Source organism: Cupriavidus sp. CuC1, assembly GCF_044627735.1.
Classification (GTDB): domain Bacteria; phylum Pseudomonadota; class Gammaproteobacteria; order Burkholderiales; family Burkholderiaceae; genus Cupriavidus; species Cupriavidus ulmosensis.
The window spans coordinates 1-14,183 of record NZ_JBIUHC010000009.1 but is presented as its reverse complement, the minus strand read 5'-3'; the positions used below and the strand labels follow the sequence as shown (position 1 = coordinate 14,183).

Sequence of the window (14,183 nt, the reverse complement as noted above, 5' to 3'; positions counted from 1 at the left end):
GCTGCCCAACGGTGCAAGGCTGAAAGGCCTGCAGCTGGCACGGCTCAGTCACAGTCTGTTTCCGTTCGCGTGCGGGTCTGATGCGGCGCGTCTTTACCTCATTGGAGCAGGGGCTGGCGGATATCACAATCCACCTGACACAGCTCGTGACGGCGCTGGGCGTGGACCTGGATGCGGCGGTGCAGGCGAAGATGGAGGTGAACAATCCTTTGCCGACGCATTCCCCTCCTAGGGCCGGTAGGCTCAGTAGGGGGTCAAGTCGGCGGCAGCCGCGAGGCTGCCTTTGCGCCAAGCTATGGTTGCGGGCGGCTTTTCTGCTGTTAAAGTTGTCGCATGCAAACCGGCTACCGATTCCGCTGTTACCCCACGCCAGCGCAGCAAGCCATTCTGCTGCGCTGGATTGGTTGCCAGCGCTTCATCTACAACGCGAAAGTTGGTGAGGATCGATATTACCGGTCATTCCAGCGCAAGACGTTGGCCTTGGCGGGGCAACATCCTCCGATTGACCAGGAATACGCGCGTTACAAGAACGCGGAGCTAACGCCCTGGCTGTCCGAAGTCCCATCACAGGTGCTGCGCAATGGCGCGGTACGCTGGAAGCAGGCATACAGCCGGTTCTTCCAGAAGCTGGGTGGACGTCCAACGATTCAGCGCAGGAGCGGCCCACAATCGGTCTGGCTCACGAGCGAGCTGTTCTCGTTCCAACCGATTGCCGACACGCCGACCGGCGAGACACGCTATCGCCTGCACGTCGGCAAGGGCAAGTTCCCGATGGGCGGCATCCCCTACACCGCTCACCGGCCTCACACGATGCCGGCTAGCATCACGCTGATGATCGACGCCGGTTGATGGTACGTCGCCTTCAGCGTCGACGATGGGCTGCCGGCGGTGACGCTGGAAGAGATCGCAGCGGAGCTGGCGACCTGGTCCGAAGCCGATCTGCGCGCCGCGGCGGTAGGCGTGGATCGTGGCATTACGGTGCCCGTGTACGCTAGCACCGGGCAGACAGCCGCCCTGAGCCGCGCCCAGCAGCAACGGATGGAAAAGAAGGAGCGCGCCCGCCAGCGGTGGCAGCGCCGGATGGCGCGCCGGACCAAAGGCTCATCGGGATGGCGCAAGGCCAAGTACCGCGCCGCGCGGTGCCAACACTATGCCAAGAACGTGCGGCAGGACTTCGCGCATCAGACCAGTTACCGCCTGGTAACAGGCGAGGAAACGCGGCTGGTGGTGTTCGAAAATCTGCGCGTCAAAGCGATGAGCGCACGGCCAAAGGCCAAGCGGGACGAGTCGGGCAAGTGGCTCAAGAACCAGGCTCGCGCCAAGGCGGGACTCAACAGCAAGATTCTGGCGAGCGCCTGGGGCAGGACGCTCACGCTCGCACAATAGAAGGCGCTGCGACGAAACAAGCTCGTCGTCACCGTGCCGCCGCATCACAGTTCGCAGGAGTGTAGCCGGTGCGGCCACACCCACCCGGACAACCGGCCATCGCAAGCCGTGTTTGCCTGCCAATGCTGCGACTTCCGGTCCAACGCCGATCACAATGCTAGCCTGGTCGTTCGCGATCGCGGCGTGACACTGATCCGGTCGGAAAAGTTCTCGGCCAAGGGCAAGAAGAAGACGATGCGCCTCAGAAACAAGGTAGGGGCGGGATGCTCCGAACCGGGGTCCGAAGGGACCCCTACGCTGGGGACTCAAGTAAGACACCGGGCGGGCAGCCGCACGGTGCATGAGTCGCCGAACCCGGAAACCCCCGCTACAAGCCGAAGGCTTTAGCGGCGGGAGTATTCATTGCGAGGAAATATCCGCTGCAGAAGCCCGATACCCGATTGTATGCACTATCATCACGTCTGCTGATTCCTGGCCTTTGCCAGGAGGCCGGAAGCGGCCTGAAGAATTGCCCTCATTACGTATGCCCATGATTTCCCTCACTGAAGCGCTGAACAATCTGACCGTAGACGATCTGAAATCGCTGATGCGCTGGCTTCCGGATGCTTCACGCATCGGAAAGAAGAGTGGGCTGGTTGAAGAGATCCTGCGGAACCTTGCCGGCGACGGGCTGCGCGCGCTGTGGGAAGGGCTGGACGAGACTCAACGTCTGGCGGTGGCAGAAGCCACGTATACGGAGGATGGCTGCTTTAACGCCATGCGGTTCCGAGCGAAGTACGGGCGTTTGCCGAACTTTTCGGTCCCGGACGAGCGGCGCCGACATGAACAGTACGGGCCGCCCACGGCCTTGCGCCTGTTTCTGTACTATCAGAACGGGTGGCACTACGTGCCTGCCGATTTGAAGGAGCGGCTCATGGCATTCGTGCCGGCGCCCGAGCCTGTCCGGCTGGACACGACCGATACGCTTCCCGAAATGTACGGTGAAAGCCCGTTGACGGTGCGGCTTTGCGAGCGCGATGCCCTGGCGGATCTACCAGTGCTGCTGCGCCTGGTGGATCAGGGAAAGGTTCAGGTCAGCGAGAAGACATCGCTGCCGGGCACGGCGACGCTGCGTTTGTTGTGCGGGCAACTGTCCGGCAGCGACTACTACGCCGAGCACGCGCCGAATCTCACCGATCAGGAGATTGGGCCGATCAAGGCATTCTCTTGGCCGATGCTGCTTCAGGCAGCTGGGCTTGTACAACGCAACGGCAGCAAGCTGGTGCTGAGCAAGGCTGGACTGAAAGCCCTGGTGGCGCCAACGGCTGACGTGCTTGGCACAATCTGGCGGAAATGGCTGAAGGCGACGCTGCTGGATGAATTCAGTCGTATAGATGTCATCAAGGGGCAAAAGGCCAAGGGCGGTGCGATGGCTGCAGTGGCGCCGCGCCGCGCGGCGATCGCCGAATTGCTGCAGCATTGTCCGGCCGGGGAGTGGATTGGCGTCGACGTGTTTTCCCGCTTCATGGTGGCAACCGGGCGTACTTTCGACGTGGCCCGCGACCCTTGGCGTCTTTACATCTGCGAGCCGGATTACGGCAGCCTGGGGCACAGCGGTTACCATGACTGGGACATCCTGCAGTTGCGCTACATGCTCTGCTTCCTGTTCGAGTATGCGGCGCCACTTGGCATCATCGACGTCGCCTACACCGAACCGGCGGGGGCTCGGCCTAATTTTCGCGATATGTGGGGAACGGATGAACTCCAGTTCCTCAGCCGCTACGATGGGCTTGCCTATTTTCGCGTGACCTCGTTGGGCGCCTATTGCCTTGGCGCCAGCGGCCACTACACGCCGGCGCCGGTTCGGTCCAGCGTAAGGCTATCTGTCATGCCCGGCATGCAGGTCAAGGCCATCGGGGGCGGTCTGTCGGCGGAAGAAGCTCTGGTTCTAGACATGTGGGCGACCGAAGAGACGGACAGACTCTGGCGGCTCGACCTTCAGAAGGCCATCGTAGCGGTCGAGAGGGGGCATGACATCGCCGAACTTCGCGAATTCCTGCAGGCCCGGGACGACCAGCCGCTGCCAGACACGGTGGAATCCTTCATCAAGAGCGCCGGCAAACAGGGCAAGGCGCTGAAAGTCGCGGGGACCACGCTGCTGATCGATTGCAATGACGCGCAAATGGCAGCCATGCTGGCCACGCGCAAGGAGACCGCCCGTCTATGCCTGCGCGCCGGTGATAGGCATGTGGTCGTGCGGCTCGAGGATGAAGAAAAATTCCGGACACATATTCGCGCGTTGGGCTATGGGATGACAGCCTGAGGTTTGCACAGATCGGTTGTGCTATGCCATGGGTGAACGCCGCGGGGCGAAGACAAACGGGTGACACGCGCGGCGGGAGGCGCAGGCTGTGGTGCTGGCGAGGCGGCTCGACGCCGCCGAGCAGGTGCAGCGGCGGCAGGCGGGCGAACTGAATACGTGTGGGCCGAACTGGGGGGCATGCCAAGATACGGGGATTCCGCTATCACAAGGACACCTGCTCCCCGCCGCGCCGAACCTACTCCCTCGTTGGCCACCAGAAGCCAGATACGGAGAATTCAGCGAATCAGCAGGCGGCGCTGGCCAGGCGGAACGCTGGACCTTTCTGTCCTCACCCGCGGTTCACCAATTCAGCTTTAGTGCTTGAGCAAGCGCTATACCAGCAAGAGGGATGGAACTGTTTCGCATGGCGAGACAGCGCTCGATGAACTTCCGCGGTCTCGCTAAAGCCGATTTGGTCGGCCAGCACCTCTAGGGTTTCGCGCGTGATGCCCTCGGGGCCGTGTTCTCGTCCTGACACTTGACACAAGCCCACCTCCTAGGATGTGTTGCATTAATGCACAGCCATGGCGCTTGCCCATAAAGTGCTGCTTAAGCCTCACAAAATGGCTCACCTGCTGCTAATACAACTTGTCGCTAGTCAGAGCGGACTAATAGGGCCACATAACATATCAGATATGACTAGTGACGCCTACTCGGAATCACTCGGAATCCTGGTATGAATAATCTATACTGACAAAATATCTTGTCCAATTTGTCAGGATAGACATGAAACGCGACAACAAAGCCTTCGCTTCAGATCTGTTGAAGGACAAAGCCAGTGCCCTCGGCAGCGCAATCGCGTCGGCGCGCCTTGCGCGGAACATCACACGTCAGGACTTCTCCGAGCGGGCGAACATGAGCCCAAGCACCCTCGTGCGCATCGAGCGGGGCGACGTCTCTGTGAACTTCCTGGCATGGCTTCAGGCGATGGAACGCGCGGGCATCCTGGGCCTGCTAGACCCCGCCTCGAACCCGCACAATGATGTCATCGGCGAGGTCAACCGGAAGGCTGATGCTCGTCGCCGCGCACGCAAACCGACCAAGGACCAGCATGACTATTAAGCCATGGACCAGGACGGTCTTCATCCATCTTGAGGGGCAGTCCGAAGCGGTGCCCGCCGGCGGGCTGACCCTCCTGGAAGAAGGATCGCGACTCGTGGGCTCGACCTTCGTCTATGGCACCAAGTATGCGCAGCGACCGAACGCCGTGAGCGTTGATCCAGCGGCGTTGCCGCTGTCGGAAGCGCAGGCACAGCCAGGCCGGCAGTTTGAGCCGGTAGCGGGTTTGCCCCTGTTTGGCGCCATTCGGGATGCGGCGCCGGATTCTTGGGGGCGGAGGGTGATCGAGAACAAGCTGAGGGCGCAACCGAATAGTCTCTCTGAGACTGTCTACTTGATGCATGCGGGACCGCATCGGACGGGCGCGCTGGACTTCCGCGCGAGCCCAACCGACAAGGAAGAGAAGGGCGTACTGCCGGATGCAAAGGAGCTCAGCTACCTCCTGGCTGCGGCGGATCTGATCCAGGAGGGGCGGCCAGTGCCGGCGAACCTTGAACTGCTTTTCATGGTCGGCGCGACGTTCGGTGGTGCTCGTCCTAAGGCCGTCATTCTCGACAACGGACGGCAATGGGTTGCCAAGTTCCCTGCGGTACGCGACGGTTTCAATATCCCGGTTGTAGAGCGAGCAACGCTAGAGCTCGCGCGTCAGTGCGGGATGCGGGTTCCCGCTATGCAGTCGGTGACTCTGGCTGACGGTCGCGAGATCATGCTGATCGAACGATTTGACCGCGTCCCGTTGGGGGAGGGGCAGTTTGCCCGCCGGCATGTCGTCAGCGCTCTGACGATGCTAAAGATGTCTGAAAACGACGCCGGCGCCTCCGCCGAGTATGCGCACCTGGCGGAGGTGATCAACAATCTCGGTGCCAGTGGCCACGTGGCCACAGACAAGGAGGAGTTGTTCCGGCGCATGGTCTTCAACATCCTAGTCAGCAATGATGATGATCATCTCCGCAATCACGCCTTTGTCTGGGACGGCACGAATAATGGCTGGCGGCTGAGCGATCTGTATGACGTCGTGCCGAAGCCTCAGATCGGTACCGAGCGATATCTCGTTCTTGGGATTGGCCCGGGCGCCGGCCGCCTAGCCACTCTCGACAATGCGCTCTCTGGCGCTGGCCGCTTTGGACTCAGAAGCGACCAGGCGATCGACATCATCGAGAAAGTGTCCGCTGTCGTCCGGGAGTGGAGGGTCTATTTCGAGGCGTTTGGCGTCCCTGCCGCGGAGTGCGACAAGATCAGTTCGGCGTTTCGGAACCCGCGGGACATCGGACTTGAGAAGCTGCACGCTTCACCGCTACCACGGGCGCAGCGTGCGGACTTCCTCGTCGGCGATACCGTCAGCTTCACCGACCAGCACCTGCGCGAACGCATCGGCACCATCGTGCGCCTCAACCAGAAGACCGCCTCCATTCAGTGTGACCCGAACGAAGGTCACTGGCGTGTCTCCTTCGCGCTACTGCGCAAGGTCGTCGATCTCTGAGTATGCTTCGCCATTTGCACAATAAAAATGCCTAGACCCAAGTCCGATCCAGATCGGGAACACCGAATCACGATGGAGATAGTCGTCGACGCTTACAGTTCAGAGGAGCGGGCGATGGCATGGTATTACTACCTCGAGGAACAACTCACCGTCCCGTTTGAAGCTGAGGTTCGCAAGAGAGCGCCAACCTCGCCGCTCACCCCCGGCGACCGGGTTCAGGTGATCGCAATGGCGCCGGAGGACGTGTGCGAGTCTGAAGTCTTCGTGTGGATACGATGGGACAAGCGCAAGCTTGCTGTACCACTAGCGCAACTCCTGCCACTGGCGAGCGACGAGATGACGCAGCAGGCCATTGCTGATTGGCAGTACTGGCGGGACCGTGGGTATCAGTTCTGACATCAAGCCGTGAAGCCATAGCATCCGACGCCCCCAATGCCAATGACCTGCCGGAGCAGTATTCCCAGGTCAACATGGGTTCTGCTGACGGATGCGATGCGCGAGACGTTGCGCTTCGCTGGCAAGATCATGTCGGCCACGGTCTCCCATGTGGCCAACCGCTGGTTTGTCAGTCTCACCGTCGATACTCAGGATGATTCTCATCTGCCGGGAACGAAGTCCCCGCTCGCCCGGGCGGCCTGCTTTGGGCGCTGTACACCTCGAAAACTTTCCTTGTCAATATGATAGGCTATGTGTCGCCGCCCATCCAAGGCACATACTTCGCGGCGATTGACCAGTGGTACGCCCAGACATCAGCAAAATCGTCGGCCGCGAGGTACAGCGGCAACGATACGGGTGCGCTCGGCAGTCAGCTCGTTGGGACTTTTACGACAGGCTGTGCCTATTGAGCGGAGGGATACTGATCGAGAAAGAGCCCGCATTTGCGGGCTTTTTCTTCGGGGAGGATCTGCACTTCTCTCAATTAAGCAGTATTGGCTAAGCTTAGATAGAAGTTGGAGGGTTCTCCATGGAAGAGCGGACGAACTCAGCAAATGGCCGTATGTCGCCGTCGAAGCTGGCGGCATTGAGCGCTGCCATGTATTCCGCGCGGCGCGGAAGTTGGATGATCGTCCAGGGGTAGCCGCCCGATCCGAGCATCGCGTTCATCAAGAATCGGCCCAGGCGCCCGTTGCCATCCATATAGGGATGGATGAACACGAAAATGAAGTGATCGAGCACCGCACGGACAGCCGCGCTCGGTTCGGCCCGAAGCTGCTTCATCAGCTCAGGCATCATCTGCCGCACGGCTTCTTTGGGCGGGAGGACGTGCTTCGCGTTTCTGATATACACCTGGTGCCCGCGGTAGCCGGCGAGATCTGCTGGGGTCGGAATCCCGGCATCGACGCTTGGAGCGAATAGCTGACGGTACCATTGTGCATGGTCGGCCTGATATGCTTGGCCAGCATTTGCGCCGGTCAGGATCTTTTCGATGGGTCTCTTCACTTCGATGTGCGCGAGCCAATAGCCTCGCGCCGCCATCGCGTTCTTCGCGTCCTTGTCGGACTGGGATTCCTCGGGGTGCCAATCACCGTTCGCAACTTTGGTGATCAGCGCTTCGGAGACCTGGTAGCCTTCGATTGACAATGAGTGGTATGCGTCCGTCTTGTAGACATCCTCCACGGCACTCAAATAATCGGCCGCGTCAGCAGGCAATCCGGGTTCCGGTGGGAAAATTTCCAACACCCGCTCTCGAATATCCACCCACATGAGCCGCACCCGCAGGGCGGCTGGCCCCGCCCTACCGATGATGGGAGACGCAACGGAGCAGGGGAGCGGCTGGCAATCCTGGGCCGACGGGCTCGCAGTAGTGCGCAGCCGCGATGGCGTTCTCGCAGACCGACCGATGTGCCTCCTCGGCCGCACGCATTAACAGTTCAGAGACCGATTGCATTGCCAACTCCTTGTTGGGTGGTGTCGTCCAAGTCTAGGCCGCCAGTTGCAGATGCGCAGCCCTGAGCCAAAGATCGGAATAGTCCTCGCCTTCATTCTTCGGCACGCACAGGCGCACGCCGAAGCCTTCGATGACCAATCGAGTCTTCAGCATCTCGGCATAGTGTTCGCCAGGTCGCCAGCCGTGTTTCGGATCGAGGGGATCCCGGTCGGCGCAGACAATCACCTGGTCGAAGCGATCCCGCGGGATGTCGGCGGAGGCCAGGTTGCCGGCGTTCAACAGGCACCACACCTCAATGCGATTGCCAGTGGCGGCCACCAGGGCCAGGCCGGTTTCGATACCCTCGCAGACGATGACCTTGCGGCTTCGAGTGGTGGGGCAATTCAGGCGGATGGCGGCGCCGGCGAGCTTTTGGGGGCTCGCCATCTGCTTTTTCACATCGGCGAAGGGCGCCTTGTAGCCATCTTTGCTCAGGTAGGTGCGGTGGAGCGTGACGGGTGTCCCATCTGCGCGTCTTGCCCTGGCCAGCATGACCGGCCAGCCGCCGCGATTCACCGGTTTGCCTTCATCGTCGGTATCCCAAAAGGCCAATGCCGGGTGATACCGAAGATCGGGCGAGAGCCACGCGAGCTGCAGGCCGGGCACCCGCCGGCGGAGGTAGGCCCACACCGGCGAAGTCCCCGTGATGGGGACCGAGCCCGCCCAGGCCGCGTTCAGCTTCGCGCGCTTCTTCCTGGCCTCGGCTTCCGCCTTTGCCTCTAGGCTGCGCCCGTCGCGGCGGGGGGCTGGCCGCCCAACTGGCCGGCAGCTAGTTTCTCCCTGCAGGAACTCAAGCGCTTCGTGATCGCTCATGCCGGTGAAGGCGCGCAGGAGGGTGTAGCCATTGCCGGCGCCACAGTGGTTGCAATAATAGGTGCCGGCATCATCCTTGTTGTCGAAACGAAAGCGGGTCTTGCCCCCACAGAGCGGGCAGGGACCTTGACGCTTCGAGAGGTATTTCACGTCGAGCTGGGCGCGAGTCAGGACCTTCACCCAGTCGATATCTTTAAAGTTCAAGCTCATCGTGTTCTCCTGCCTTGGAAAGACAATGCAAAAAACGGAGACACCACTGCTGAGATGCAGAGGCTTTCCGGACGCGCGGTTGCGCGTGGGGAAAGCCCCCGAAGGGGGGCGAGTTGAAGAAACAGCGGGAAGGCCACGATGGACCTTCCGCGCTGTGCCTTACCGTCGGAACGGAATGTCGTCGAGTGCCGTCAAGGCCCGAAACGCAATGTCGCGGTCCATGTCCTCGAAGCCGCCGCTACGCGGCGCGCCACCACCGGGGTAGCCAGAAGACGGCTGCCTGGCTGGCGGTGGTGGCAGGGCCGCGCGGCTACCGCGATTGCTGGACGAAGCGGGCCTGCCGCCAGCGGAGCATGCCGGGTCACGCTGGGCCTGATTGCCGTCACCGTCGCTACCGTGCGATGCAGCTGTCGAGCGATTGCCCAGCATCTGCATATGCTCGGCCACGATCTCGGTGCTGTACTTTTCCGCGCCCGACTGGTCGGTCTTTTTCCGGGTGCGGATGCGCCCTTCGATGTAGACCTGCGAACCCTTCTTGAGGTACTGGCCGGCTATCTCGGTCAGCCTGCCGAAGAACGCGATGCGGTGCCACTTGGTGGACTCCTTCATCTCGCCGCTGGACTTGTCCTTGTAGCGATCCGTGGTCGCCAGGCGGATGTTGGTCACGGCATCGCCGCTGGGCATATAGCGGGTTCCCGGATCTGCGCAGAATCACCTTGTTGATGGATCCCCACGAATGCTCTCCTATGCTGATATGGATGGGGTCAAGCTGCAGCAGCACGGACATGACGGATCTCGAACTCGTTGCGATGGGTATCGATCCATTTCCCATCTTGCTCGGGATGCGGGACCTGCACGGCCACGCGGCCGAGCATGCTGATCTTCACGGTGTCACCGACACGCACATGGCGCTCCGAGACCAGCTCCGCAAGGTGCTCGCCACTGAACGCCTTGCGGCTGCCATCGCGCTTCTCCAGCGTGATCGTGAAGGAGCGATACGGCTTGCGGCCGTCCGGCGTGAACAGGCGTTCGCCCATGTCGAGAACCTGGCCGACGCCAACCTTGATCGGCTTCTTTGCCTTTCGCGCGATCGGCGTGATGGTCGCCGTTGCGGTGCTGGGCCTGGCCGGCATCGGCGCGGGCTGAGGTTCCGGTGCGGATGCGTCCAGGTGCTCCGCCAATCCGTAGCCCGCGTCTTCCCAGGGTGGGACCTCCCGCGTTGCGCTGGCGTCGGCCAGCGCCGCATTGACGTCCATGCCGTGCAACGGATGGACCGTCACAAGCTTCGCCTTCGGCCCGTGTCGCGTGGTGTGCGAATCGCTCTTGAGCGCCAGTTTGGTGAGCCTCACCGCGCTGTCGATGCCGAAGGGCAGGCCGGCTTCCTCGAACTCGGCCCGGGTCAGAATGCCAAGCGGCTGGCGTTCCTGCCTAGCCTCGTCGGGCAACACCCGGCGCACATGGTTGACGTACTGGTAGAAGAAGACACGCTTGCGCGCGATCTTCCTGACCTGCACGCACCGTGCGCCGATGCCTTCGGTTGCGGTGAAGGCCGGTTCAGGTGCCATACCTGCGGCAATCTCCTTCATGCTGCGGGGGCGACGTGGTGGCTTAACCACAACAGGTGCTAGTGCCGGTGAGACCGGAGCTTTGGGTCCTATGACAGCCTGTGCAGGTGCCGCCTCTTCAAGTTCCTCGTCCTCCAGTGCTTCATTACCGCATTCGCCACCGAACTTGTCTCCGATCCAGCCGATGGCCTTCTCGGAGCGCTGTTTGCTAGCGACCAGGGCGTACGGCAGCAAAATCAGGAACACGATGATCCAGAGCAGGCGCGCGGGCATGCTGATTTGCTTGGTCTGCATTATTGGTTTCTCCAGTTTCCGAGATTGATGTAGTCATCGAGCTTGCGCGCGGCGTCCGCCGCCTTGCCTTCGTCCACTGTCATCCGAATGAGGCAGAACAACTCGCGCAACTCGGGGTGCAGGTTTCTGGCTAGGGTTCGGCGCACACGGCAAACATCGAGGTCGAGTTCGCCGCAGACCGCCGAGATCGGGGCGATGGGTGGGCAATCGAACAGGTCGAAGGCCCAGCACAGCACGTCAAACATCGCGATCTTTTGCGGCCAAAGCGGTGGCATGCCGAAGAAGTCGTCAGCTTTCGTTGTCTTGGCTGCCTTGGTGACGTCGTAGGCGACCAGGTCGTCGCGCATGGCGTCCCACAGATCGCGGGCAATGCATGCCCCGACCCAGCTGAGCGTATGAGGCGACAGCGCCTCGATCGATATCATGTCGGCTTGGCTTCCCTGAATCTTGGGCGCGCGATCCGGTATCGCTGCGACCCGTTCACCGAACAGGTCCAGCAGTTGCTCTGTCATGTTGCTCTCCGTTCCTGCCCATGACTGGGCGTTAAAAGGACGGAGGCACGGTGCCTTTCCCCGCGGCGCGTGTGGGCGGCGCCGGGAAAGCCCGTTTCTGTTTCATGGCAGGAGAGGGCGGTCGCCAAGCGAACCGCTGGTGAAAAACAGGAGAGGCCTGTCGGCCCCTCCTGTGTGAACATCGCCGTTAAAGCGACTGCATGTGGATGGTGGCGTCCGCCATGGCAGACAGCTCCGGCGTCTGCGTGATGAAGAACTCGCGTTCGTAGCCGCCGGCCGCCAGCACTGCCCGTTTCATGGCGATGAATTGCCGCTTGCGTTCGGGATCAAGCGGGCCATCCACCTCGTCGGAGAACAGAGTCGGGAAGTGCATGCCGGTGCAACGCGCCATGTGTAGCGCCAGCGCGCGCACGAGGCATTCATTGACCCAAACCTTCTCGCCGCCGCTCATTCTGCCGAGTGGCTTGACCTCGCCACGCTCGACATCCGTGACATGGATCTCGAAGGTCTCCCGCACGGTGCCGGTTTGCGTCATGCGCTGCGTCGACATCTGCACCGCAAAGCGCCCCCCGTAGCAGTCCTCCAGCAGGCGGTTGCAGAGCGCCGAGATGGCCGGGCCGGCGTCATCGATCGACAGGGCGATCAGACCGTCATTCGACAGGCATTTCGCCAGCAGCGCCCAATAGGCCGCTTCGTCCGACAGCGCAGTGCACAGTGACTGTAGCGAGGCCGTGCGTGCCGCGATCGCCGTGGCTTCCGCGGACTGCAGCTGCAAGCCATGGAGCTGGCTCTGCGCCTGCGCGTGCGTCCACTTGGCTTTGGCCAGGATCTGCTCGGCCGTGGTGACGGCATGCTGCGCCTGTTGCAAGGCATCGCTGCCCATCACGCGTGGCAAGCTGGACAGCAACTGCGCTAGGCTCGCGAGCTTCTCGGCGTGGGCCGCGTCGGTGGCCTTGCGCTTCGCCGCGGCTTCCTGATCGACTGCTCCGATGCGTTGGGTCAGGCCGGCCAGTCGCTGGTTCAGTTCCGCCTCGGTCGCGGCAATCTCCTGCAGGCGTTGTGTGGCGATCGGCAGGGCCTGCTTGGCGGCGGCCAGCGCGTCGCGCTGATTGGCAACGCGACTCAACTGCAGTAGTTGATCGTTGAGCACACGGATTTGCTGATCCAGTTGGCGGGCTTGCGCATCCTTGCTTTCCAGCTCTGCGATGGCGGTGGTGAGGGCAGCGCTGCGAGCCTTGCTGGCCTCGAATGACTTACGCAACTCCTTTAGCTGGGCGACCTCGCCCGGCAGGGCAGTCCTGGCGGCCATCGCGTTGGCCAGCAGCGGGCACTTGGGTTGCAGCGCAGTGCCGGCGCATGGCACGTCATCGGCTAGTTTGGCATTGACCGTCATGGACTGCACGGCCTGGTTCTTGGCCGAGCCATCGGCGATCATCTTCTGGTGCGCTGCCGACACCTCGGTCAGTTCCTTGCGGCGCTGTGCCAGGGTGGCAATAGGCCCGTTGAGTGCCTCGCGTTGCTGGCTGAGCGCCTGCAGCTTGGTCTTCGCCTGTGCGGTGACACCTTCCGCCTGCTGGATCGCGGGCTCCTGAGCCAGGATGGCTTGGCGCGTGCTCTGATCATTGCGCAGTCGCTGGGCCTCGGTGGCAAGGCTGACGAGTTGGCCTTGGCCCTGCGTCCGGGCATCCTGGAGCTCGCGCTTGCGCGCCGCTACCTCGGCGTCGATGCCGGCTTGCTGCTGTGCTGCCTCCCGGACGGCGACCTGTTGCTGTTGCTCGAGCTGTGCACGTTGCTGACGGATCGAAGCCTGTCCATCGAGTTGCGCTTGCGTGGCAGCCAGCGTGGCGCTGGCTTTCGTGACGTCAGCCTGCGCGGCGTCGACGTTGGCGGTGGCCGAGGTGAGTTGCTCGGCGGCCTGGGTGACCTGGCTGCCAATTTCGCGGGCGCGGACCTCGGCTTCCATTGCCTGCCGCAGGTCGTCACGCATACCGTCGAGTTCCTGGTTCAGCAGTTTGCCGACGGTACTTGCCTTGGCCCCTTGCTCCCGAATCTGATCGTGCCCGAGGATCGAGGACAGCAGCGACTTGACGTCGCCGGCGCTCATCGCCGACAGGGAAGTGCGGGATTGCGCGGAGAAGTGGGCGGTGAAGAACACTTCGGGCTTGCCGAGCAGATGCTCAACACAGGCATCGTAGGTGTCCGTCTTCCCGTCCGATACCGTGCCGTTGGGCAGGCTGACCGGGACCCACTGCTCGCCTTGGCGGACGGTCAGGTAGGCGTCCTGCTTCTTCGTCTTGCCGGATTGGCGAAACACCAGGTCGGTGCGGAAGACCTGGCCATCGTGCTCCCATTCGAGCATCTTCGCGGCCTGTGCGCCGGCAACGTGATCCCAGTATGAGAAGCCGTTGGGTGTGGGGGTGGTGGCGTGGTAGGGCATCACCCGGAACGGGTGAAGGTTGTCCATGATGGTGGTTTTGCCGGCGCCATTGGGGCCAGAGATGGCAACGAGTGTGGTGGACGCATCCAGGTGACGCAGATCGAGGGTGATCTCGGGCTTGCCTAAGCCGGACTGGATACCAATGAAATTTGCGAGGCT

13 protein-coding genes and 1 pseudogene are annotated in these 14,183 nt (G+C 62.1%); 8 read left to right on the top strand and 6 right to left on the bottom strand.

Going from position 1 to position 14,183, the window contains the following annotated elements; all coding sequences use genetic code 11:
* Nucleotides 1–101: 101 nt before the first annotated feature.
* The 8 genes and pseudogenes from ACGLHR_RS05730 to ACGLHR_RS05695 form a co-directional block, all read left to right on the top strand.
* A pseudogene (locus ACGLHR_RS05730) lies at nucleotides 102–203 on the top strand (nucleotide pyrophosphohydrolase); the annotation flags it as partial.
* A 130-nt stretch (nucleotides 204–333) separates the two neighbouring features.
* The gene (locus tag ACGLHR_RS05725) at nucleotides 334–849 is read left to right on the top strand and encodes a helix-turn-helix domain-containing protein (RefSeq protein WP_400092572.1); all 516 of its coding nucleotides are present in this window, start codon (nucleotides 334–336) and stop codon (nucleotides 847–849) included.
* Nucleotides 850–888: 39 nt separating this feature from the next.
* Complete coding sequence (locus ACGLHR_RS05720; protein WP_400092571.1) at nucleotides 889–1,386, top strand: transposase; 498 nt, start codon at nucleotides 889–891, stop codon at nucleotides 1,384–1,386.
* Nucleotides 1,387–1,392: 6 nt separating this feature from the next.
* Nucleotides 1,393–1,773, top strand: a complete 381-nt coding sequence (locus ACGLHR_RS05715) for a zinc ribbon domain-containing protein (protein WP_400092717.1) — start codon at nucleotides 1,393–1,395, stop codon at nucleotides 1,771–1,773.
* 142 nt (nucleotides 1,774–1,915) lie between these two features.
* Nucleotides 1,916–3,688 (top strand): hypothetical protein, encoded by a 1,773-nt coding sequence (locus tag ACGLHR_RS05710; protein ID WP_400092570.1) that lies wholly within the window; start codon nucleotides 1,916–1,918, stop codon nucleotides 3,686–3,688.
* Nucleotides 3,689–4,453: 765 nt separating this feature from the next.
* Nucleotides 4,454–4,789 (top strand): multiprotein-bridging factor 1 family protein, encoded by a 336-nt coding sequence (locus ACGLHR_RS05705; RefSeq protein WP_400092569.1) that lies wholly within the window; start codon nucleotides 4,454–4,456, stop codon nucleotides 4,787–4,789.
* Nucleotides 4,779–6,266 (top strand): type II toxin-antitoxin system HipA family toxin, encoded by a 1,488-nt coding sequence (locus tag ACGLHR_RS05700; protein ID WP_400092568.1) that lies wholly within the window; start codon nucleotides 4,779–4,781, stop codon nucleotides 6,264–6,266. The genes ACGLHR_RS05705 and ACGLHR_RS05700 overlap by 11 nt, the downstream gene beginning before the upstream one ends.
* Before the next feature lie 72 nt (nucleotides 6,267–6,338).
* Nucleotides 6,339–6,662, top strand: a complete 324-nt coding sequence (locus ACGLHR_RS05695; protein WP_400092567.1) for a calcium-binding protein — start codon at nucleotides 6,339–6,341, stop codon at nucleotides 6,660–6,662.
* Between the two features lie 543 nt (nucleotides 6,663–7,205).
* Here ACGLHR_RS05695 and ACGLHR_RS05690 read toward each other — a convergent pair.
* From ACGLHR_RS05690 to ACGLHR_RS05665, 6 genes are all read right to left on the bottom strand, one after another.
* Nucleotides 7,206–7,970, bottom strand: coding sequence for a Fic family protein (locus ACGLHR_RS05690; protein ID WP_400092566.1), 765 nt, complete (start codon nucleotides 7,968–7,970; stop codon nucleotides 7,206–7,208).
* A 217-nt stretch (nucleotides 7,971–8,187) separates the two neighbouring features.
* Complete coding sequence (locus tag ACGLHR_RS05685) at nucleotides 8,188–9,216, bottom strand: toprim domain-containing protein (RefSeq protein WP_400092565.1); 1,029 nt, start codon at nucleotides 9,214–9,216, stop codon at nucleotides 8,188–8,190.
* 159 nt (nucleotides 9,217–9,375) lie between these two features.
* Nucleotides 9,376–9,900, bottom strand: a complete 525-nt coding sequence (gene ssb, locus ACGLHR_RS05680) for a single-stranded DNA-binding protein (RefSeq protein WP_400092564.1) — start codon at nucleotides 9,898–9,900, stop codon at nucleotides 9,376–9,378.
* A gap of 80 nt (nucleotides 9,901–9,980) precedes the next feature.
* Complete coding sequence (locus tag ACGLHR_RS05675) at nucleotides 9,981–11,054, bottom strand: hypothetical protein (RefSeq protein WP_400092563.1); 1,074 nt, start codon at nucleotides 11,052–11,054, stop codon at nucleotides 9,981–9,983.
* A gap of 20 nt (nucleotides 11,055–11,074) precedes the next feature.
* Complete coding sequence (locus ACGLHR_RS05670) at nucleotides 11,075–11,587, bottom strand: hypothetical protein (protein WP_400092562.1); 513 nt, start codon at nucleotides 11,585–11,587, stop codon at nucleotides 11,075–11,077.
* Between the two features lie 187 nt (nucleotides 11,588–11,774).
* Nucleotides 11,775–14,183: hypothetical protein (locus ACGLHR_RS05665; RefSeq protein WP_400092561.1), on the bottom strand; the 2,409-nt coding region annotated here is incomplete at its 5' end.